This is a genomic window from Maridesulfovibrio bastinii DSM 16055 (genome assembly GCF_000429985.1).
Classification (GTDB): domain Bacteria; phylum Desulfobacterota; class Desulfovibrionia; order Desulfovibrionales; family Desulfovibrionaceae; genus Maridesulfovibrio; species Maridesulfovibrio bastinii.
Genome location: NZ_AUCX01000019.1, coordinates 21518 through 43893 on the forward strand (window position 1 = coordinate 21518; position 22376 = coordinate 43893).

Below are 22376 nucleotides of genomic sequence, written 5' to 3' on the forward strand. Positions count from 1 at the left end.
TTGAAATTGGAACTGACAGACAACCAGCCCCTTGCTGACCGTATTCGCCCACAAAGTATTGATGATTTTGTCGGGCAGAATCATATTCGTGAGAGGCTTCAGGCTTTTGCGAGAGCCAAAAGACTGTCCAGTCTGCTCCTTTTCGGTCCTCCGGGGTGTGGAAAATCAACAATGGCTCTGCTGCTTGCCAAAATAAGCGGAAGACATTTTGTGCGCATCAGTGCTCCCGAAGCCGGAATTGCAGCCTTGCGGAAGCAGCTTGCAGGTATGGATATTCTCATACTTGATGAACTGCACCGTTTTTCAAAATCGCAGCAGGATTTTTTTCTTCCTCTGCTTGAATCCGGTCAGATTACCCTTTTGGCTACAACAACTGAAAACCCGTCTTTCAGTGTAACCAGACAACTGCTTTCAAGACTTCATGTTCTGCGTCTGCGCCAGCTTTCAAAAAGTGATCTCATCAGCATCGCCCGCCGTGGAGCTCAGGAACTGAATGTAGAGATGGATGATGAAGTGTACAGCCTGCTTGCCGCCCTTTCAGGTGGTGACGGCAGAACTCTTTTAAATCTACTGGAATATACAGCACAACTGCCTGAGGATAAAAGAGAGCCTGAAAATTTACGCAAGGTTATGCCGGACGTAATTATCAGAGGTGATAGGGATGGTGATTCCCACTACGAGCTGGCTTCGGCACTTATCAAATCCATCCGCGGCAGTGACCCGGATGCAGCCCTGTATTATCTTGGATGCCTTATTGAAAGCGGTGAAGACCCTAAGTTCATTGCCAGACGTCTTATTATTTCCGCCGGTGAAGATATCGGGCTGGCTGACCCTTATGCTCTAACTATGGCCGTTTCCTGCCAGCAGGCAGTTGAATTCATCGGTATGCCGGAAGGTCGCATCCCTCTTGCTGAAGTTGCCGTATATCTGGCCCTTGCCCCTAAAAGTAATTCCACCTACGCCGGATATCATACGGTATCACAGGAAATTCGCCAGAACGGGATGATGCAGGTTCCTTTGCATCTTCGAAATGCAACAACCGCACAGCAGAAAGAATGGGGATTCGGACGGAACTATAAATATCCGCATTCTTACCCTAAATCATGGGTCGAGCAGGCCTATCTGCCTGAAGAACTTTTAGGGCGTAAATTTTACGCTGCAAAAGATCAGGGAGAAGAACCCAGACTGAATGCCTGGCTCAAAGCACATTTTAGAAATAGACCCGTCATTCCAAATAAAGATGGAAAAAAACGATAAATTTTAAATTTCATAAAATCATCCGTATAAATCAGCCGGGGTTGTTGCCCGTACCCATCAAGACATGTATAGTTTAGTAGCAGCTACTGATATTGCTGCTTTACATTTAATGATTCAGCGGAGTTTTTGATGGAATCACTTAACAACCTTGTTGTAGACAACATCATTGAAAGCCTCCCCATAGGGCTGATTGTTATTTCTCCTATAGGTGAAATAATAGTTTTGAATGAAGCTGTCTGCCAGATGCTTGGTCTGGAACGTAAAAAGCATCTCGGTTGTGGCTGGGCAGAACTGTTTATTACCGGAGAAAATGAAAATCTTGAATTCAATCAGGTTATTATAGACACAATTTCAAACCATCACACGATGAAGCGAACCGAGGTCGTCTACACTGATCATAACGGGCGTAAAAAATTGTTTAATATGACATCTTCCTTTTTAAAGGAGGAAGGCAATGTCGCCGGTCTGGTTCTGCTGATGCAGGATGTAACTGAAGATCACCGCAGAACCGAGCGTGAAAAGAAAATTCTTTCCCGTTATGCCGATTTGCAGAAAGACAGGATGGAAGGCCTTAACTCCCTTGCCAGAGCTGTTGCTCATCAGCTTCGAAATCCTGCAATGGCAATCAGCGGCCTTTCAAAAATTGTGCATAGAAAAACCGAAGATCCGGCGATTCGTGAATATGTGGAAGCTATAGAGGAAGAAGCCGGACGGCTGGAAAATCTGGTGCGGGGAGTTAATGACTATGCCTCAGTCAAAAATTTATCAATACGTCGCGAAAAGACCATAGATCTTCTGGAAAATTCCCTATCTACAGCAAATAGTTTACTAAAATGCATTGATGAATCCATTGAGATGAAACTTGAATGCCTTGTAGAAAATCTCAATGTCGATCCAGCATTATTTGTTTCGGTTTTAAGAGAACTTTTTATGAATGCAAGTAACTTTACACCGCAGAAGCATACAGTTGTAAAAGTTAAGGTATTTGCAAAAAATAAAAAAATTTATCTGGCGGTAAAAGATAAAGGTATGGGTATTGATCCGAGGCAGCTTCCGTTTGTATTTGATCCTTTCTATACTACTAAACCCAAAGGAGTCGGGATGGGACTGCCAAGGGTTAAAAGAATAATTTTTGAACACGGCGGAAAAATTATTCTAAAAAGTAAAGGTAAAGATACCGGAACAACGGCTCTCATAGAGCTGCCGGAAACGAAGCCTGATTATGATCACCCTGCTGAAGAGTCGTCACCAGCAGCAGAATAGGCTTTTAAAGCCTCGTCCAGATCATCGTATATATTATAGATATCATCAAATTTAACCAGTTTGAAAATCTGGTATACGTTCTCATTAAGTCCGCAAAGGCAGACCCTTTGCCCGGCCTGACTTCTTTTTTTGAAAAACAAGACCAGCGCACCAAGACCTGAACTGTTTATAAAAACAATTCCTGACAGATCGATAATAATTTTAGCAGATTTCTGATCTAATTTTTCAGCGGTCAACTTATGAAACATCTCTACCGATGAGGCATCGAGATTTCCCTTAAGCTTAACGATATCAATATCGCCGTTTTTGAAAAATAAAATATCCATCAGTGAATCAGACATAAAACACACTGCCCTGTTTCAGAGAACTATTAATTATTCTGTCTGAAAAATCAGCCGAAAAATGCATTCATCAGCCCGGTGATCTGATTGTCATAACATTCCACAAAGTCAGTAACTTTTTCAATATCCAGCGAAAGCATTTCCCATGCTCCGGTATCAATTCCGGGCATAACGTACATGCCGCCTTCAGCTATGCCGGTAGCATTGGCAAGATTGTCGGCAACCTGTAAAATGGCTGCTTCCATTTTATGTTCACTGTTCAAAGCGGAATGGTGATGACTGATTATTTCTGTTAAATAGTCCGGGAAATCCCAGCGTTTCAGCAATACAGAGGCGATATCAGTATGATTGAATCCAAGACACATGTCTTCGGCCTCAATCTGCGGGACAAAATTTTCACGGGCATAGAGCATGGCCTGAACCGAGGCATAAGGCATTTTTTTATACAGAACCAGCTTGCCGACATCATGCAGCAGACCAGCCGTAAATATTTTTTCTGACGAAATTCCTGAAAGATTATCAGCTATGATTTTTGCAAAAACAGCCACACTGAGTGAGTGTTTCCAAAAAGTTTTCATATCAATAAGTTCTGGTGGAATATCCTTGAAATAACTGATGGCTGAAAGCCCCAGCGCAAGAGTTGAAAGTTCCTCTCCACCGACTAGGGTTACGGCTCTGGAGATACTTTCAATTTTGGAAGGGAATCCATACATGGCACTGTTGACCAGTTTGAGCAGTTTGGCCGAAAAGCCGACATCCATGCTGACCACTCTGGCAATGTCATCCGAGGAAGCTTTAGGATCATTTAAAATTTCATTAATTTTCAGAAAAATATCCGGAAATGAAGCCAGATGAACTTCTGCATTGACCACATCCTGCACCGATCCTTCATCACGGTAAAAAAGGTCGCGCAAATGATCAAAAGCAACAGCAGTAAGATCTTCCGTTGTCGGTGGCACCCATCCCTGCATCAGTCTGAGAGCTGTACGCTTCACCGCCATATCGAAAATTGCGCCCATCAGGGGATGATCATGATCCACATACATAAAAAATTCACGGGTATATTGAAAAGCCCTTTCAAAAGTTTCATCATCAGGATCACCGAGATCTTCAGCTTTTATTTCGCAGCTTTCAACGCCCTGTCTTTTTAATATGGAAACATGGTTCTCAGTAAGCACTGTTCCAGCAGGCAACAGCATCCTTCCTGAATGCATGAGGTCTTCACCAAGAATCATACCGGCAGTTACATCTTCAATTGCGGTGGCAGGCACAGTTACCTCCATTTTCACCAATCCTGAAAGCAGGTCTGATGGATGGTTTTAACAGATTCAAACATATAAATTCAATTAACTGAATCCGCTTTATTGATATCCTGAAGTGAATGACAATTACCAGATCAAATACAATAAATTTAAATTCAACGTAGCAACGTTTTTAAAATTAAAACTCACTTTTTAGACCTGATTTATTTTTACATCATTTCTTTCAGGAAATGAATAATCATTTCAAAACCACAAATCGAAGCTCCACCTTGTCCCCGGCTCCGCTTGAAAAAAACAATTAAATTACAAATTCAATTATCTACTGTTAACTTAAATCCTATATATTTAAAACTACATTATTGCGTGATATTAATCATTAAAATGTTCATTCTGTAATTATAATATTCAGCGCACGGCCACTATTTATCATTTTGAATACTGTTTACGCCATTCATCAAGAAACAGAATAGAAGTATCAAGGCTGCTTAATTCGCCCTGCTGCTGCCGTATGGCTTTAACCAGATCATCAAATCCAACAGCTGGAGAAAGACCCAGTTTATCTAGCAGTTCCAGCACTTCCGATCTTAATTCTTCAGGAAAATCCGGCCCGAAAATTTCTTTTTCGTCTCTTACTTTAGGCCATCCGGGAATTCTTGCAGCGGTAAAGTCAATAAGCTTCTGCATGCGTGCCGCATAAGTATGATCTTTAAGAACTCTCATCCGCCCTTTTCTGGCTGTCAGTTCCCGTTCATCTTTATGGTTGAGATAATATTCTATTTTATGGTCAAGCTCATCAAGACTGTCAAAAACAGCAAGCTCATCATCAGCAAAGGCTTCAGGCATCAATTGTCTGCGGTCAACAAGCTGAAATGCTCCGCACGCTGCAAGCTCAAAAGTTCTGGGGTTTATAAAATCACCACCGCTGACCAGTTTGTCGGTCTCAACAGAAGAATGCAGGTTAAGGTTTATTTTTGTAGCATTATAGATTTTTACACATTCTTCAGATGATATTCTGCGACCGCCAAGCTGAACATAAGGTTCAAGAACGTGATCCCCATCCCACTCAGTTCCCCAGATTTTAAGACCGTGGTGTATGAGCTTGCGGAAAGCCAGTCTCCGGTTGGGATACCCCGCTCCGAGAAATGAAACATCAGCTCCGTAAATTTTATTGTCTTCCGCACTTAAGCGGAATGGGAAATGAAAATCCGGCTGGGCCGCAAGCGGAAGATAGATTGAATTTTCAACCCCGACCTCTTTTAAGGCCGAGCTTAGCGGTTCCTTCTGGATAACCGCAAAAATATCATACAGAGGGGCAAAGGACTGCCAGTAGGTAAAAATTTTATAATCTTCAACAAACCACATCGCTGTGGTCACCTTATCACGGCGCAATCTTTTAAGTGCCTGCTGGCTGAGAGGAGCCTGAGCCATGCACAGAACCATATCCGGTTCAAAAGTTTCAACTTTGGCAAGCACGGCATTGGAGAGCATCTGGAGAAAACTGTTCTGGAGATACTGATGTTTCTGTGAAGAAACCCGGAGATCATCAAGGGCATTGTAAGCAGCATTGAAAGCCGGTGCTTCAAATGTTTCAACCAGATGTCCAAGATCACTAAGACCACGGGCGCAGAACCTTCCTATGGGAAGAGACCCGCCGTAAAGCGGCAGAACAACAAGAATTCTAAGAGGCTTGGATTTTTTGTTCATCTTTTACTTTAACTTTTTCGGTTAAAAGTTATCCAGTCTTTATCCCGGTAATATCTTTCAGCTATATCAAAAAAAGGTCCGTGTTGCGCCGGGTCCGCCAGTCCAAGGTGAGCGGCTAGAAAATCACGCATCCTCCGGCGTTCTTCAGCATAGGGCTCAGCTCCTCTGATTAAATTGAAGCGTACCCCCAGAGCATCGAATCCACTTTCGAAAAGAAACATATTTTCAGAAAGATGGGAAGGTTTTCCGGTTGCCGCATACCTTGAAGTTTCCCCGGATTTAAAAGCATCAAGACAGGCAATCTGATTGGGACAGGGAGCTGATTCAAGACAGGGAGCGCAGGGTGCAGAGCTTTGAAGAATACGATGGCCCTCCCCGTAAGGTCCTGTTTCTGTAACCCATGCCGAAGACAGGAAAAAAGCTGTAACCGGGATGCCGAGATGGGCGGCAAGATGCATTGTTCCGGTATCCGGGGTCAGGATTCTGTCCAGTCCCGATACAATTTCATAAAGATCAGCCCAGTCTGTTTTACCTGCGAGATTGATTACATCACCGGAGAATGATTTCGGCAGAGCCTGTTTAAGTTTTGCACCACTTTCTTTTTCAGCACTGCTCCCAAGCAGAAAAACTTTTTTGTTTGCGGCTGAAGACCGGGCCGCTCCGATAATCGGGACCAGAACATTTATCGGTAGTGATCTTCGTGATTCTCTGCCGGAAAGAACCACTCCGATTCCACCGCCTTTAGCTTCGGGAACAGGGTTAACATCCTGCGGTGCAATCATTTTATCGGCAAATGCGGCCCAGTAATCCACAAGATTAATTCCGCAGCGTCTGTTTGCAGAGAATCTAAAAGCTAATTCAATCCACGGACTTTTCAATTCCTGACCGTTTTCAAGCCTGTATCCGACAACTTTGGCCGGATTAAATAATGCTGAAACAGCATAGTTCATGGCTGAAAAATTAAGATTATAAACTCTGTCGAAGTTAATTCCGGAGACTTGATCAAATGTTTTGCGGTTTTCAATAAGCACCCGCCATGTGTCAGCAGTTGAAATAGCCGAACCATGTGAAATTATGGAATGTATGACCACGTCAGGATAGACAAGCCCGGCAAGTTTTTTAAGTGAACGGTCAATCATCAGATGAACTTCACTACCCTGCCTTTGCAGGCTCAGGACAAGTCGTTTGGTCTGAATCAGATCTCCAAAGCGAGTCAGTTGGACTACCAGTTCACGTTTCATAATTATCCTGCAAAAGTAAAAGATTTTTACAGGTGAATAAATTTATCACCAGCTATTTTGTTCTATTTATCCGACAATTTGTCTTTTGTCATTTTACAACCCCTACCACCCCCTGCTATAAGCACCGTTATGAATTGTTATCCTGTTTTCCTCAATCTGAAAAATCGCGATGCTTTAGTTGTCGGCGCCGGAAAGGTCGGCCTGCGTAAAATTTCTTCTTTAATAGAAGGAGGAGTCCGCGAAGTTCTTGTTATCGACAACGCCCCTGAATCCGATGAATTATATGCCCTCAAACAATCCGGAAAGGTTAGGTTTGAAAGCCGTGATTTCAGAGCTGAGGATATTGAAAAAAAATTTCTGGTGATAGCAGCAACCAGCAATAAAGATTTAAATAAACATATCAATGAGCTGTGTAACAATGAACAGATTTTATGTAATATAGTTGATGATCCTGAGTCCGGGAGCTTCATTGTCCCGGCCTCCATAAGGCGCGGAGAAATGACCATTGCAGTCTCGACCGGTGGTAACAGCCCGGCATTCGCGCGGATTGTCCGTCGAGAGCTTGAAGATACTTTCGGTGAGCATTACGGTTTTTTTCTTACAATTATGGGCAGGCTGCGGCCTTTGGTCCTTGACCTCGGTCAGGAAACAAGCCAAAACACCGCTTTGTTCAGACAACTTGCTTCATCCTCACTTCTTGATGCCCTTGAAGATAAGGATAAGGCAAAAGTGATTGAAATTCTGAATAAAAACCTGCCGGACGAACTTAGCATACATATTCCGGAGTTACTTGATGGCCTTGTTTGAGATTTTACAATATGTGATTATCGGTCTCTATCTGGTCGGTACGGGAGCTTTCCTTGCCGGAAGCCTTGTTTCCCGTAATTCACTGATCAGAGTGGGGAATATTTTTGCCGTTCTGGGTTTCATTATGCATACCGTGGACCTTACTGTTGCGGTTACATTGTATCATGAAACAGTTCTGGACGGCGGGTACTTCTATTACAGCATACTGGGATGGGGACTCATCCTTGTATATTTCTTTTTCTGGTGGAAATTCCGCAACACCTTTTTTGCGCTGACGGCTTCACCTCTGGCGCTGTTGCTCTTTATTTCCTCGCTCGCGGCTCAAAGTCTTAAGGTAACCCTGCCCAAACATCTGGCCGGGCTGTTTATCGGCCTGCATATCGGAACCATATTCGTGAGTATTGCCCTTATGGCTATGGCTGCCGGTGCCGGGGCTGCTTTTCTCTATCTTAACAACAAGATAAAGAGCAAAGCCGCTATTTCCGGTTTCGGCAAGGATATGCCTTCGCTTAATTCGTTTGACAGAATTAACCATTGGGCCATAGTTGTCGGCTTTCCGCTCTATACCCTTGGTCTGGCTGCAGGATTTCTCTGGGCCAGAAGCGTTTACAAGCAGATGTTCTCCTGGGACCCAAAGGAAATTGTAACCCTTGTTGTCTGGTTTCTCTTCGCGTTTCTTTTTCATCAGCGCATAGCTCTGGGATGGAAGGGAAGAAAACCGGCCATGCTTGTCATTATCGTTTTTGTAATTACTATGGTGTCACTCTGGGGCATCAACTTTTTCATGAATACACATCATAGCTTTAAGCCGTAGAAAATGGATCAAAATATTTATCTGATAGGACTCAACCACCACACTGCCGGGGTGGATGTCCGTGAACGCTACGCCCTTACAAATGTTGAAAACTTTGAAAAAGGGCTGATGAAGGTTCCCGGAGTTAGAGAAGTCATGGCTCTTTCAACCTGTAACAGGGTTGAAGTCGTTGTTGTCGGGGAAGTGGAGCTTAAACAGGACAGCATTTACCAGTACTGGTCTGGAAAATGTTGTGGTGATGCTTCCTGCCTTGAAGAAAATTCGTACATATATCGCGGAATTGATGCTGTGCGCCACCTTTTTGAGGTCGCCTCAAGTCTTGATTCCATGATTATCGGCGAACCACAGATTCTGGGACAGCTCAAAAAATCATACCGCAATGCTGTTGAAGAAGGCTCCGCAGGGACCATTATCAACAGAATTCTGCACAAAGCTTTTTTTGTTGCCAAACGGGTTCGTACCGAGACCGATATCGCTTCAAGCGCAGTGTCCATAAGTTATGCCGCGGTTGAACTTGCCAAAAAGATTTTTGGTGATCTCAAAGGCCATCAGGCGATGCTCATCGGTGCCGGAGAAATGGCTGAACTGGCTGTAGCCCATCTTAAACGCTACGGCGTTGAGAAAGTTCTCATTGCCAACAGAACTTTCGCCAGCGCTCAGGAACTGGCCGAATGTATGGACGGTGAGGCTGTACCGTTTGAAGATCTTTACATGCATGTCGGGGATTCCGATATCATAATAAGCTCGACCGGTGCTCCTTATGCAGTCATCAAAGCCAAAGAAATGAAAAAGGTTCTGCGCAAGCGCAAGAATCGTCCTATGTTTTTTATTGATATTGCTGTGCCCAGAGATATTGATCCGGATGTAAACTCACTGGATAATGTTTATCTCTATGATATAGATGATCTTAAAGATGTTGTTGAAGAAAACCGCGCCCAGCGCATGGACGAAGCTGTAAAAGCTAAAAACATAGTTCATGGTGAAGCGGAACATTTCTCAGGGTGGTTGAAATCACTTGATCTGCAACCGACCATTGTTGATCTTTTTTCCCGCGCAGACAATGTCGCCCACAAAGAACTTGCCAAGACCGTTAAAAGGCTGGGAATCAAAGATGAAGAAACCCTGCTGGCCCTTGAAACTCTGGCAACATCAATTGGTAAAAAGCTGCTGCACGAACCGGTTTCATTCTTGAAACGCAGAACGGAAGAAGAAGGTGCGGCTGAAAGATTTGTGGACCTCGCCCGCAGAATGTTCAATCTGGACAATGAAACGATTCCTACTAACGCCCATTGCAACCGCAAGAAAAACTGTTGCCGCAAGGATGAAGGTTAGCTGGCTATGAAAAATTATTTCATCGATGAACTTTATGAAGAAGATATAGTCAAGATCACTGAAGCTTTGACCGAACTCGGCTTTAAAGGCTCAATTGAAGGCATTTTTTATCTGCCGGTTCCTCCGAATCTTCTTCAGCCTGAACAGCTGGACCACCATGATGCATGCGGTCCCTATTTTATGGCTCTGGAAACCATGCCCGGAGCTTTGAAAATGGAATTACTGGTCCGCGCGCGTAATAAAATGCGTTGTTCATGTGTTTGTTATGCCAATAAAGAGCAGAGAAACCACATGATCAATTATCTGGATGATTTTTTGAAAGATCTTGGAATCGTAATTTAATTTATTCTCATGGATTACAGCTCCCTGCCGCGGAAAATAAAAGAGCTGTCCTCTGGATGGGCTCGTTTTTGTCTGGAAGTTGAAAAGTCAGGCACAAAATCATGCGGTAAAAAATTCAGCGAATATACAAATATTGTAGCTGTTTCCGGTGGAGCTGATTCAACCGCCCTTCTGCTTATCTCAGAACTGCTGGCCCGGAAATCAGGGGGCAGGGTTATCTGTGCCAGTGTTGATCACGGGCTGAGAGCCGAGTCTGCTGAGGAGGTGGACTTTGTTGCTGCGCTCTGCTCTGAACTCGACATTACGTTCAGGCTGCTGCGTACTGATGCGGCCGAATTTGCACGCCTTAACGGAATCGGGATTGAAGAAGCCGGCAGAAAATTGCGGTATGATTTTTTTTCCGGCCTGCGTGAAGAATTCAATGCGGAATTTCTGCTGACAGCGCATCATCAGGGTGATCTCAGCGAAGATATCATCATGCGTATGCTGCGTGGGACAGGATGGCCGGCCCTTGGTGGCATGCCGGCTTATGATTCCGGCCGCAAACTTTTGCGCCCGCTGTTAAACTGCTCCAAAAAAGAGCTTATAAATTTTCTGGTTGAACACGGCTGTGAATGGCGTGAGGATAAATCGAACACCGATTTAAATTATACCAGAAACCGCATCCGCAACTGCATTCTACCCCTTTTAATTGAAGAGAATCCCAACTTGGAATCAGGGCTGCACCGTCTGCATGAACAGGCTGAACTTGATGCCGATTTTTTTAAGTCGGAAATTGAGAAGCTTGTTGCCGGTCTTGAATCTTCAGGCCGTGAAATCATTGTGCCTAAAAGAACTATCGCTAATCTGCATCCGGCCCTGCTATGCCGGTTTTTTAAAAAAATACTCGATAATTTAGGTCCGGGACAGGCTCTTTACGAAAGCATCAATATGCTCGTAAAAGCTGTTGCCGAAAAAAAAACCGGCAAAATATTTCAGTTCCCGGGTGATAAGAGTGCCGAAATCAAAAGAAATTCGGTTGTTTTCAAACCAGATTCGAGATGACCATTGACAGGCGTTTGATCAGGGTTTAAACCTTGTGAAATTTGTTACTAATTCTTTAGGAGGACTACAGGTGAATATTCTTATTTTCGGACCTAACGGCAGTGGTAAAGGAACTCAGGGTGCCCTGGTAAAGAAAAAATACAACCTTGATCACATTGAATCCGGCGCTATCTTCCGTAAACATATCGGCGGTGGAACCGAACTCGGACTCAAGGCAAAAGAATACATCGACAAAGGTGAACTCGTTCCTGACGACATCACCATTCCTATGGTTCTTGAAGTTCTCCAGTCCTCTGATGCCGAAGGCTGGCTCCTCGACGGTTTCCCCCGTTCTATCGTTCAGGCTGAAAAGCTTTGGGAAGCTCTGCAGAAAGACGGTGTAAAACTCGACTACGTAATTGAAATTCTTCTTCCCCGCGAAGTTGCTAAAAACCGTATCATGGGCCGTCGCCTCTGCGCTAACGATCCTAACCACCCCAACAACAAGTTCATTGATGCCATTAAACCTGATGGTGACAAATGCCGCGTATGTGGTGGAGACCTGACCGAACGTGCTGACGATCAGGACGAAGGCGCAATCAACAAACGTCACGATATTTACTACGATGACAAGACCGGAACCCTCGCTGGCGCATACTTCTACAAAGATCTCGCTGCTAAAGAAGGTTTCAAATACATCGAACTGAATGGTGAAGGCACCATTGATTCCATCAAGGAAACTCTGATTTCCCAGCTCGATTAGTCTGTTATTTTCATATTGTTAAAAAAAGCTCCATTCTACTTTCAGGATGGAGCTTTTTTATTTCCTATGTCCAGTCCGAAAATAGGTTTACACCAAAAATCAAATCTTAATCAGAACTGTTTTTTAACGACTCTTCCTCAATGTTGATCTGCTCTTCTCCCCATTTATACAAATTGTGCATGGCCGGTAACAGCTCCGCGCCTCTTACAGTTAGTGAATATTCCACATGAGGCGGGATTTCATCAAACTGCTTTCTTGAAATCAGACCGCTTTTTTCCAGATCTTTAAGACATTTGGTCAACATCATATTGGTGATTCCGTGAACGGATCTGCGCAGTTCATTGTACCTTACTGATCCATTTTCAGAAAGACTCCACAAAATAGGCATTTTCCATTTGCCGCCGATAATTTCAAGAGTTCTGATTATGGGGCACTTGCAGTCATAAATGGACATTGTTTTCTTATTTTTAGTCATAAAATTTACTGTCTGTTTTTAAAAAATCTTAAAAAAAGTTAAGGCAGAAAAAAATGAGTATCTACCATTAGGTTCCTGAATTTGATAAAGCTAATGATCAATTGGTAATTTTCAACCCTCAATTTAAATTCAAGGAGATAAAATGAAATATTATGCAATTAACGGCAGTCCCAGAAAAAAATGGAACACCGCGCAGATGCTGCAAAAAAGTCTGGATGGTATTAAATCCGTTGATGCTTCCAATGAAGTGGAGCTGATTCATTTATATGAATTAAATTTCAAACCCTGTATGAGCTGTTTTCTGTGTAAAAAAATAGATGGAAAAAGTTATGGAAAGTGTGGTTATAAGGATGAGCTGAGCCCGGTTCTTGAAAAACTGGCCACAGCGGATGGCATTATTTTCGGAAGTCCTATTTATTTAGGAAGTACTTCAGGTTACATGCGTTCATTCCTTGAAAGATTGCTTTTCCAGTATCTTGTTTATGACAAGGAAAAAAGTTCACTGGCTCCCAAAAGAATGCCTACCGCATTCATCTACACCATGAATGTGACCAAAGAAATTATGAACGAATTCAAATACCCCGAACGCCTTGGAGTTATGGATAATTTCATTGGCAGAATTCTTACTGATCCAGAAGTATTGTACGTCAATAATACTATGCAGTTTACCGACTACTCAAAATACAAAACTGATGCTTTCTCCGAAAAGGACAAACGCGCTTACCGTGAAAAGTATTACGATGCAGACTGTGAAAAGGCCTTCAACCTCGGAATCTCCATGTGTAAAAAATAAATAGAGCAAATAACTACTGCGAAAGTAGAAAAAAGGTCCGTTGTTTTTTAACAGCGGACCTTTTTATTTGGAATAATTTAGCGGCTATGAAGCGTAGCGTATTATTTCTTCCGAGTCGGTAATTGCCCGCACTGTACACAGTGAGCATTTTAAAGGTTGCGCACCGGATATTTTGTCAAAGTGCTCATTACCGAACAACAGGTTGGCATTACTTTTAAAGCAGCCATAATCCGGGCCTTCCTGCTCCGGGAACCACCAGGCATGTTCGGCATGCACAACACCTTTCTGAAGGCGTTCATCAGGATGAACCAGAAAACGCTGTTGACCATAAGGGGTGACGACTTCAACGGTCTGCCCTTCTTTGAATCCCATTTCAGCAACATCTTCGGGATGCATATCAACCATAGGATCAGGATGCAGTTTACGTAAACCGGGAACATTCCGGCCTTCAGTATGGAAGAACGGCTTAAGCTTGCATCCGGTCATCAGGATAAACGGATAATCTTCCAGCAGCTCCGGAGATGAAACCGGTGACAGCGGCGGCTCGGTATAGACCGGTAACGGATCCAGTCCCATGTGGGCCATTACATTTGAAAAGAGTTCAAATTTACCGCTCGGGGTCTGAAATCCATCCTGTTCATATTTCCTGTACTGCATTTCCCCGAGGATGATATCTTTTTCGGCGAATTCATCGAAAGTCATACCGGATGGTTCAAGAATCCATTTAAGATAATCATCCCAGTCTTTCCATGGGAAAGCTTCATTTAGTCCAAGCCTGTGGGCCATTTCCAGCATTACAGCCCGGTCATCGCGTGTTTCGCCGATCTGGGCCAGTTTTTTGCGTGATAATACACACCAGATTTTGTGGAAATAAACAATGTCGTCCTGCTCAAGCCAATGGGCTGCCGGCAGAACAAGATCACAGAATGAAGCTGTTGGCGTCATAAAGAAATCAGAGGTAACTGTAAATTCCATATGATCACGCAAGGCGTCCCGGACAATATCCCCACGGGTATGAGTGAGAATCGGATTGGTGCCTATGAGCCAGATTGCTTTCGGCTTATAAGGTTTTCCGTCAATACAGGCCTGCCAGAAAGACGGTGGATGAGCACCGGGGCATAACGGAAAAGGACTGATACATTTTTTGCGCTGTTCTTCGGAAAGGAACTGGTCGCCCTGCATTGCATGGTCGACCATATGTGACTTCGGCCTGAGGTTGGACGGTGGAACCCAGCGCACCATGCCGCCGGGAACATCAATTGAGCCGCACAGAGCCAAAAGCAGATAAACGGCCCTTGCGGTCTGGAAAGCAGAAACGCTCTCGTCAATTCCATTACCCCAGATCAGTGTTGACGGACCTGTTCTGGCAAAAGTGAGCGCAGCTTCTTCAATCAGCTTTGCCGGGATTCCAGTCACATTTTGAGTCCATTCCGGAGTGAAGGTCTTGATATGTGCTTCCAGTTCTGCGAATCCGGAGCAATAATTTTCTACAAAATTTTTATCGTAAGCATTGTTTGCGATAACCACATGTATGAATCCAAGCATCAGAGCGCATTCTGTTCCCGGACGCAATGCCAGATGATAATCACTGTGTTCAGCAGCTTTAACTTTTCTAGGGTCGATAACAATTGTTTTTTCAGCACCTTTAAAAGCTTTGCTGACCATTTTGCCACAATAACCGCCTTCACCGCCTGACTCCATGATGTTGCTGCCGAAAACCATGACACAACGCGGCATTGTTCCTGAATGGCCGTAAATATCCGGCTGGGGGAACCAGCCCATAGTCATAGCGGCACAGATATTTCTTGGCACATAACAATTATGCGCCGGAGAGACATGATTAGGAGAACCAAGAGCATTGCAGAATCTGGGAGTAAATTCAGTGTAAGGTCGGCCTGTGCCTTGAGCTATGGCAATATATTCCGGGCCGTATTCATTTATAATTCTTTTAAAATTTGATTCCATTAAATCAAGGGCTTCGTCCCATTCTATTGCATGCCAGGCATTTTCGCCACGACCTTTTGACCGGAGCATCGGTCTTGTAACCCTGTCAGGATGATACAGAGTGTCTGCGGCTCTGGCTCCTTTTGGGCAAATGAATCCCTGACTGGTCGGACTGTCCTTGTCACCGGTAATTTTCACAATCCTTCCGGTTTCATCTTTGTGAACAAGAACCTGACATACACCGTGGCATCCTCTGCACGATGATCTAGTAACTGTTGTCCCGGCCATACTCTTCTCCTTTCAAGCGATTTGAGAATCGCTGCTTGATGACTCGTTTAATTCACTAACAGAAAACAGTCATCCATCATTCATTTTCTCACCAAAAAAAATGGATGGACTGTAAAAAAGGAAAATATCCATATTCATATCAGGTTATTTTCTGTCAGCAAATTTAATAAATCGTTTTGTCTTGAATAACCTTCAAAACAAGTCTGATTTATATAAATATCATACTTACAAAAGGGATAAATGCATAAAAAGAAAAACTATATGCCGAAAATTGGCATAATCTTAGTGAGATAAAGAGAGCCTCTAAAAATTATTTTTCAGAAAAATCAATAAAATACAAATAGATATGAATAATAATCGGTTATATGCTTTTTTAAACAGAAATCAGAGCATGTTCACTGGATCGAGATCAAGCGATGTTCTGATTTTATTGCGGTCAGGATTAATCTGCATCATTTTGGAATAAAGCTCTCTGACAATCAGCCACTGGTCAGCTTTGATAAGACAATTATATCTTTTCCGTCCTCTAAGCTGAGATAATGGTGCCGGGACCGGTCCCATAAGCATGAGTCCTTTTTCCCGTGCAGCTTCACGGATCATGGTAAAATATTCCTGAAGCAGAGCTTCGTTATCCCAATCAAGAGGATGGCTTATGCGGATAAGAGCCAGTTTGCAGAATGGCGGATAACGGAATTTTCGCCTGCGCTCGATCTCCTGCTCAAAAAAAGTTTTATAATCCGCGGTGCTGACAGCACTCCAGATAGGATTTGACGGATTGCGGGTCTGGATAATGACTTCACCGCGCTTATCTCCCCTTCCGGCACGCCCCGAGACCTGAACCAGAAGCTGAAAAGTTCTTTCGGCACTGCGATAGTCGGGCAGATTCAATCCCAAATCTCCTTCGGACACAATTACAAGGGTAACTCCGGGGAAATTATGACCTTTTGAAAGCATCTGGGTGCCAACCAGAACCTGCGCTTCACCAGCTGCAAATCTTTTTAAAATATCTTCCAGAACTTCCTGTCGTCTGGTGCTGTCCCTGTCCATGCGTAAAATTTTAATCCCTTTCGGAACAATTTTAGCTATCTGCTCTTCGAGACGTTCAGTACCGCCACCAAGCGGCAGATAATTCATTCCACCGCAGGTTGAGCAGGCTACCGGGAAAGGAAAGCTTGTTCCGCAATAATGGCAGACCAGACGTTCACGTCCACGGTGATAAGTCATGCTCACATTGCAGTGGGGGCAGCGAAAAGGCTCTTCACAATCAACACAATACATAAGCGGAGAGTATCCCCGCCGGTTAAGCATGATTACAGCCTGTTCACCTTTTTCAAGAACTTCAAGAAGTTTTGCAACAGTTTCCGGTGCCAGTGGCTGTTCAGGATTTTTTATTGCGCTGATATCAACAACTCTGACTTCAGGAAGAACACTCTCACCAACCCGGCAATCCATGCTGACCGTTTCAATGGCCCCTAGGGTTGAAGCGTAAAAAGTTTTAACATCAGGTGTTGCCGAACCGAGAATGAGTAATGCTTTTGCTCTGGATGCAAGAAAAAAAGCAATTTCTTTGGCCTGATACGGTAGACGTTCTTCCTGTTTGAAGGATTCATCATGCTCTTCATCCAGAACAATCATTCCGGGATTGTGAACAGGCAGAAATAAAGCTGATCGCGTTCCGATAATCAGAGCCGGAGATTTGTCCTCCGCAAGTTCCCGGAAAACAGCTTCCCGGCGCACAGGGGTCTGGTAGCCATGATAAAGATATTTGCGGCAGCTGGAAAAATGACGGCAGACCGTATTCCACAGCGAATAGGCCAGAGCTATTTCCGGCACAAGCAAAATGACTGAGCGGCCCTGCTCCAGACATTTGCGGGCAAGTGATAGATATACAAGGGTTTTTCCGCTTCCGGTAATGCCGTGCAGCAGGCGGACTCCACCTGTTCCTCCGTCCAGAACCTTTTCCATATTTTTTATGGAATCCAGCTGGCATTGGGTCGGGACGAGATCAATTTCCGCACTGGCACTGGTGCAGGCTTCAACAGCTTCTTTTTCACTCTCAGGAGGCGGGCCGACCTTAACAAGTGAATCAGCATGGAGCTTTGAAACGGTCTGATTTATCCAGCTTCCAAGCACATTACGCAGAAATGATTTATCCCTTGGTCCGTTTTCATAAATATATTCAAGCAGTTGAATCTGCCGAGCAGCGTTAGGACGCACCGGCCACGGCGGGTCCTGCGTGAGGCTTACATATTCTTCTTTTTCTTTGGAAGCTGGCAGTCTGACTTTCATTCTTCCTTCATTAAAGGCTGCAACAAGGCCTGGAAGCATTGAAGCAGAAAGATCTCTGATCGCGGCAGCTTTAAGCGTTGTCGGAAAAGCACGGTCGGCAACCTTAAAAGAAATTCCGGCACTTCTAAAACGGGTTGGGATAACATTCTCCAGCACTTTACCGAGAGGCATCAGCTGGCGTGCAGCAATATTTCTGCACATGGAAAAATAGCTGTCATCCAGCATGGGGGATTTTTCCAGCGGCCAGATGAGCTTGCGCAATTGAATATTTTGTGGAGCTTCAGTTGTTTTTTCAACAAGAAAAGCCACCCGGATAGATTTACCGAGTGGTACTAAAACCCTCTGTCCCGGAAGGAGGGCCGGAAAAGATTCAGGCTCAATATAAGTATAGAATGAATAAGGCGGGCTTGTCAGGCAGACCTGCCATAAATTATTCATCTTGAATACCGTTTAGTTTTTAAGACGCAGAGAACTGCGAAAGGTATAGAAAGGTTCACCTTCCGGCAAGATGCAGGATGAATTTTCAATAGAATCTTCGCTGAAAATGGAAGGATCAAGATGCTTGTTAACAGATATCCATTTGATCTGGAAAGCTACTTTATTGCCTGCGGAAACAATATTCCCGGACTCCGGAAGCTCAAATCCCCCGATGCGTTTGTATGAACCGAAATCAAGCTCGGTCTTACCGTTCATCGAGTTGAAAATTATTTTTATAGGCGCATAGTTCTCGTTGCTGAGCCAGACCTGCGGACTTGCGTCATCCCCGATTTCAGCACCGAAGACCAGAACGGGAGTATCATCGGAAAATCCGTAACTTCTGGTAGCGTTATTCACCCCAAGAGACATCCAGTCCTGAACAGGGTCCTGCGGAAGCCAGAGCTGAATTAAGGGTACGGGAAAAGCCGCACCTTCAGGACAGACTCGATCCACATCGAGAAGAACACCAACTGCGGATGTAGTTGTTGCGTTTTCTGAATATTGAACAGTCCAGTCCTGCCTCCATCTGCTGTGGTCGGCTGAAATGTTTAAAGTCTGGCCGGGATAATCAGGAAAAGTGATCTGTGCTTCATAAGAATCGAAGCGGGCATACGAAGAGTGTACGGATGATGAAATTTCTTCATCCGAAGGAAAAAAAGCCCTTGCCGGACCAAAAGTAACGAGGATCACGGCAAGGACTGCAAAAACAATGATTAAATTTTTTTTAATCAGGAACAAGATAAAAGCTCCCTGAGGCGAATTACAAGATCATCACGAAGTTCTTCATCATGAAGAGCAAAATAAATATTTGCAGTAAGATAATCGACCCAGTCACCGGCGTCAAATCTTTGTCCGCGTAATTTCACCGCCAGAAGTTTATTATTTGAAGCGAGTCCCTGTAGAGCGTCTGTAAGCTGAATTTCTCCACCTACACCCGGTTCAAGTCTCTCAAGATGATCAAAAATTTCAGGAAGCAGAACGTAACGACCGACTATTGCCAGCCTTGAGGGGGCTTCGCCGATTTTCGGTTTTTCAACAAGGCTTCGCACCCGGTACATGCCCGGAGCAAATTCTTCACCATTAATAATGCCGTAACGGTTAACTTTGTTGGCCGGAACTTCAATAACGCCTACAACAGCCATATTTTCAGTTCTTGCAGCATCAATAAGCTGCTTGATGCCCGGCTCAATGCCGAACATGAGGTCGTCACCGACCATAACAGCAAAAGGATCATTCTTGCAGACTTCTTTTGCACACAGCACCGCATGGCCAAGTCCCAGCTGTTTTTTCTGACGCACTGAAATAATATTAACCATTTCAGCAACTTTGCGAACTTCATGCAGCATATCAGTCTTGCCGGCACGTTCGAGAACATCCTCAAGGGAGAGGTTGTAATCAAAATGGTCTTCAATGATTTTTTTATTCTGGTTATTAATAAAAACAACATCTGTCAGACCACTGGCCATCGCTTCTTCAACAACAAGCTGGACAGCCGGTTTTCTAAAAATAGGGAGCATTTCCTTGGGGATATTCTTTGTAGCTGGCAGCGACCGGGTCCCCCACCCTGCAACCGGAACAACAACTTTCTTGATGACCATTGATTACACTCCTTAAAGATTTCAAAAAATAAGACCGCCATCAACAGGGACGGTTAACATAAATTTTTTTCCAATATTTCCGCTAGTTCGTCAGTGTACATTTCAACTTTGTCTCTATCCTCGCCTTCAACCATAACTCTGGCCACAGGCTCGGTTCCTGAATAGCGTAACAGCACTCGGCCCTTTCCTGCCAGAGCTTTTTCAACCTTTTCCACGGATTCCTGAACAATGGGAACTTCCCCGAAAGGAATTTTGCGCTCAACGTGCACGTTTTTCAAAACCTGCGGGAAAGGAATAAGAAGCCCTGAAAGTTCAGAGAGAGGCTTATCCTTTTCTACGAGTATACGTAATAATTGCAAGGCTGCAAGGAGTCCGTCCCCGGTTGTGCTGTATTTTCTGAAAATGAGGTGACCGGACTGCTCACCGCCGAAAACCGCACCTTTTGCCCGCATTGCTTCAACAACATATCTGTCGCCGACAGGAGTTCTGAGCAGGGTTCCGCCACGTTCTTTCATAAAAACTTCAAGCGCCATATTGCTCATAACAGTAGATACCAGCATATTACCGGCAAGTTCGTCACGCTCCATCATATTCTGGGCGCACATTGCCATGATCTGGTCACCGTCAAGAATGGTGCCTCTTTCATCAACAACAATAAGCCTGTCGCCGTCACCATCAAGGGCAAGACCTATATCGGCCTTTTCTTCCACAACCTTTCTGCCGACAACTTCAGGATAGAGAGAACCGCATTTGTCATTGATATTAAGGCCGTTGGGTTTATCACCGATGGTTACAACAGACGCACCAAGCTCTTCAAAAAGATGACCGAGACTGTACCCCGCACCATTGGCGCAATCCAGTACTATTTTCAATCCCTTGAAATTCATCTGCTGAGGAATGCTGTATTTAAGGTAAACAATGTATCTACCACGGGCATCCTCAATTTTATAAGCGCGCCCTACTTTTTCAGGTTCCGGGTAATCCCACTGCTGATCTTTGGACAAAACCATTTCTGAAATTCTGTCTTCAACTTCATCAGCGAGTTTAAAACCGTCTTTGCTGAAAAATTTGATTCCGTTGTCAATAAAGGGGTTATGTGATGCCGAGATCACAATACCGAGATCAGCCCTCATATTCTGCGTTAAAAAAGAAATGGCAGGAGTAGGAAGCGGACCGACCTGAAAAACATCCATACCCATAGCGCATAAGCCGGAGGTAAGAGCTGTTTCAAAGACATAACCGGAAAGGCGGGTATCCTTACCTATGACTACACGGTGTTTCTGCTTGCCGTTTCTGAACACATGGCCTGATGCAAGCCCGAGTCTCAGCGCAATATCTGCTGTCATCGGGAATATATTAACCTGACCGCGCAATCCGTCGGTCCCGAACAATCTTTTATTCATATTTAAACTCCGGCAGTCAGAAGCTTAAAAAGTTACTCCTGACTCCTTAATACTGTTATTGCCAGCTGCTGCGGTTTCATTTCTGCTACGGTGCATCCGTCAGGAAGGCTGATGCTGATAGGGTAATTTTTCTTTTCATTTTTAATGATATCACCGGCAACGGCAGCGTTTAAATCAACAGATGCTTCTATTTCATCCCTGAAATTACTTTTTCTGAAAAAAGGCTTGGGTGCTTCAACCAGAAGCCTGACGTAATTTTGACTGGCATCAATGTCAACATCTTCCGGTGCAAGAAAATTAATGGGAACTTTAACCCACATTTTTTCCTTTTTCACGACAAAATCCAGAATAACTTTGACTACAGCCGGAGATGATTCCACCTCTTTAGGAAGGTCCAGTGGGATTTCACCGGAAAAGTCCTCCGGAGAGTGTTCGGCAAGGCTGAGTGTTCTGGTCTGCACTTTGTCAATTTTCTTGAGGATTGATGCCGGGCCTCTTAAAGTAACCTGTGAAGGTTCCGCAGAAGTATCAAGCAGTTTATAATCACTTGGAAGAGAACCCTTATGTTTAACACTTACATCAACTTTTTTCTCAACAAACATATCCACTGAAAGATTCAGTGAAGAGGGCCTTATTTCCATAACTTCTATGGCTCCGGCCAGACTCAGATGAGCAGCTGAAACATTGATGGCATTATCCCCGACCTTGAGCTTGCCGGTATCAAGTGAATAAGCAAGTTTCTTGGTTTCAAGATTACGGATAAGCCCTTTGGGTCCTCTAAGACGCGCGGAAATATGGCTGACCATACCACCGCGGATGATCATACCGTCCGGCGGATTTGTTATTTCCAGCGGAAAATCAACCCAGGTCTCCACCAGATCTCTTCCGGTTACGAGGTACCAGGTAAAAACCGCCATCACTATGGCTATAAGTACAATGTGCCATCTATGTCTGATCATT

Annotated in this window: 20 protein-coding genes; 9 read left to right on the forward strand and 11 right to left on the reverse strand. The window is 44.2% G+C overall.

The genetic code is table 11. The features are described from left to right. Positions 1-1257, forward strand: coding sequence for a replication-associated recombination protein A (locus G496_RS19390; RefSeq protein WP_034633017.1), 1257 nt, complete (start codon positions 1-3; stop codon positions 1255-1257). Between the two features lie 129 nt (positions 1258-1386). Next, the gene (locus G496_RS0110475) at positions 1387-2520 is read left to right on the forward strand and encodes a two-component system sensor histidine kinase NtrB (RefSeq protein WP_027179251.1); all 1134 of its coding nucleotides are present in this window, start codon (positions 1387-1389) and stop codon (positions 2518-2520) included. Here G496_RS0110475 and G496_RS19395 read toward each other — a convergent pair. The 4 genes from G496_RS19395 to G496_RS0110495 all read right to left on the reverse strand — a co-directional run bounded on the left by G496_RS19395 (position 2484) and on the right by G496_RS0110495 (position 7068). Then, positions 2484-2861 (reverse strand): STAS domain-containing protein, encoded by a 378-nt coding sequence (locus G496_RS19395; RefSeq protein ID WP_051294975.1) that lies wholly within the window; start codon positions 2859-2861, stop codon positions 2484-2486. The two genes, G496_RS0110475 and G496_RS19395, sit on opposite strands and share 37 nt — an antisense overlap. 50 nt (positions 2862-2911) lie before the next feature. Continuing rightward, positions 2912-4132, reverse strand: a complete 1221-nt coding sequence (locus tag G496_RS0110485; protein ID WP_027179252.1) for an HDOD domain-containing protein — start codon at positions 4130-4132, stop codon at positions 2912-2914. Between the two features lie 417 nt (positions 4133-4549). Next, complete coding sequence (locus G496_RS0110490) at positions 4550-5827, reverse strand: CgeB family protein (protein WP_027179253.1); 1278 nt, start codon at positions 5825-5827, stop codon at positions 4550-4552. A gap of 8 nt (positions 5828-5835) precedes the next feature. Continuing rightward, positions 5836-7068 carry a glycosyltransferase family 9 protein gene (locus G496_RS0110495; RefSeq protein ID WP_027179254.1) on the reverse strand — a complete coding sequence of 411 codons (1233 nt, stop codon included), beginning with the start codon at positions 7066-7068 and terminating at the stop codon, positions 5836-5838. A 129-nt stretch (positions 7069-7197) separates the two neighbouring features. Here G496_RS0110495 and G496_RS0110500 point away from each other — a divergent pair, with 129 nt between their 5' ends. The 6 genes from G496_RS0110500 (at position 7198) to G496_RS0110525 (ending at position 12149) form a co-directional block, all read left to right on the forward strand. After that, entirely contained in the window at positions 7198-7875 is a 678-nt protein-coding gene (locus tag G496_RS0110500) for a precorrin-2 dehydrogenase/sirohydrochlorin ferrochelatase family protein (protein ID WP_027179255.1), read from the forward strand. After that, positions 7862-8689 carry a cytochrome C assembly family protein gene (locus G496_RS0110505; protein ID WP_027179256.1) on the forward strand — a complete coding sequence of 276 codons (828 nt, stop codon included), beginning with the start codon at positions 7862-7864 and terminating at the stop codon, positions 8687-8689. Before G496_RS0110500 ends, G496_RS0110505 begins: the two co-directional genes overlap by 14 nt. 3 nt (positions 8690-8692) lie before the next feature. Then, complete coding sequence (gene hemA, locus G496_RS0110510; RefSeq protein ID WP_027179257.1) at positions 8693-10021, forward strand: glutamyl-tRNA reductase; 1329 nt, start codon at positions 8693-8695, stop codon at positions 10019-10021. A gap of 6 nt (positions 10022-10027) precedes the next feature. After that, positions 10028-10363, forward strand: a complete 336-nt coding sequence (locus tag G496_RS0110515) for a hypothetical protein (protein ID WP_027179258.1) — start codon at positions 10028-10030, stop codon at positions 10361-10363. A gap of 9 nt (positions 10364-10372) precedes the next feature. Continuing rightward, positions 10373-11407: a tRNA lysidine(34) synthetase TilS gene (gene tilS / locus G496_RS0110520; protein WP_027179259.1), complete on the forward strand. Its 1035-nt coding sequence runs from the start codon at positions 10373-10375 to the stop codon at positions 11405-11407. Between the two features lie 70 nt (positions 11408-11477). Beyond that, positions 11478-12149, forward strand: coding sequence for an adenylate kinase (locus tag G496_RS0110525; RefSeq protein ID WP_027179260.1), 672 nt, complete (start codon positions 11478-11480; stop codon positions 12147-12149). A gap of 106 nt (positions 12150-12255) precedes the next feature. Here G496_RS0110525 and G496_RS0110530 read toward each other — a convergent pair whose 3' ends face one another. Then, positions 12256-12624: a winged helix-turn-helix transcriptional regulator gene (locus tag G496_RS0110530; RefSeq protein ID WP_027179261.1), complete on the reverse strand. Its 369-nt coding sequence runs from the start codon at positions 12622-12624 to the stop codon at positions 12256-12258. A 142-nt stretch (positions 12625-12766) separates the two neighbouring features. Here G496_RS0110530 and G496_RS0110535 point away from each other — a divergent pair, with 142 nt between their 5' ends. Continuing rightward, entirely contained in the window at positions 12767-13417 is a 651-nt protein-coding gene (locus G496_RS0110535) for a flavodoxin family protein (protein WP_027179262.1), read from the forward strand. A gap of 84 nt (positions 13418-13501) precedes the next feature. On the opposite strand, the gene G496_RS19400 is transcribed toward G496_RS0110535, so the two are convergent. From G496_RS19400 to G496_RS0110565, 6 genes are all read right to left on the reverse strand, one after another. Further along, entirely contained in the window at positions 13502-15649 is a 2148-nt protein-coding gene (locus G496_RS19400; RefSeq protein ID WP_051294976.1) for a molybdopterin-containing oxidoreductase family protein, read from the reverse strand. Positions 15650-16033: 384 nt separating this feature from the next. Then, entirely contained in the window at positions 16034-18376 is a 2343-nt protein-coding gene (gene priA, locus G496_RS0110545) for a replication restart helicase PriA (protein WP_027179263.1), read from the reverse strand. A 12-nt stretch (positions 18377-18388) separates the two neighbouring features. Next, entirely contained in the window at positions 18389-19153 is a 765-nt protein-coding gene (locus G496_RS0110550; RefSeq protein WP_027179264.1) for a hypothetical protein, read from the reverse strand. After that, positions 19144-20013, reverse strand: a complete 870-nt coding sequence (gene galU, locus G496_RS0110555) for a UTP--glucose-1-phosphate uridylyltransferase GalU (RefSeq protein ID WP_027179265.1) — start codon at positions 20011-20013, stop codon at positions 19144-19146. The genes G496_RS0110550 and galU overlap by 10 nt, the downstream gene beginning before the upstream one ends. 53 nt (positions 20014-20066) lie before the next feature. After that, entirely contained in the window at positions 20067-21416 is a 1350-nt protein-coding gene (glmM, locus tag G496_RS0110560; RefSeq protein WP_027179266.1) for a phosphoglucosamine mutase, read from the reverse strand. 32 nt (positions 21417-21448) lie between these two features. Further along, complete coding sequence (locus G496_RS0110565; protein ID WP_034633021.1) at positions 21449-22375, reverse strand: CdaR family protein; 927 nt, start codon at positions 22373-22375, stop codon at positions 21449-21451. Position 22376 lies beyond the last annotated feature (1 nt).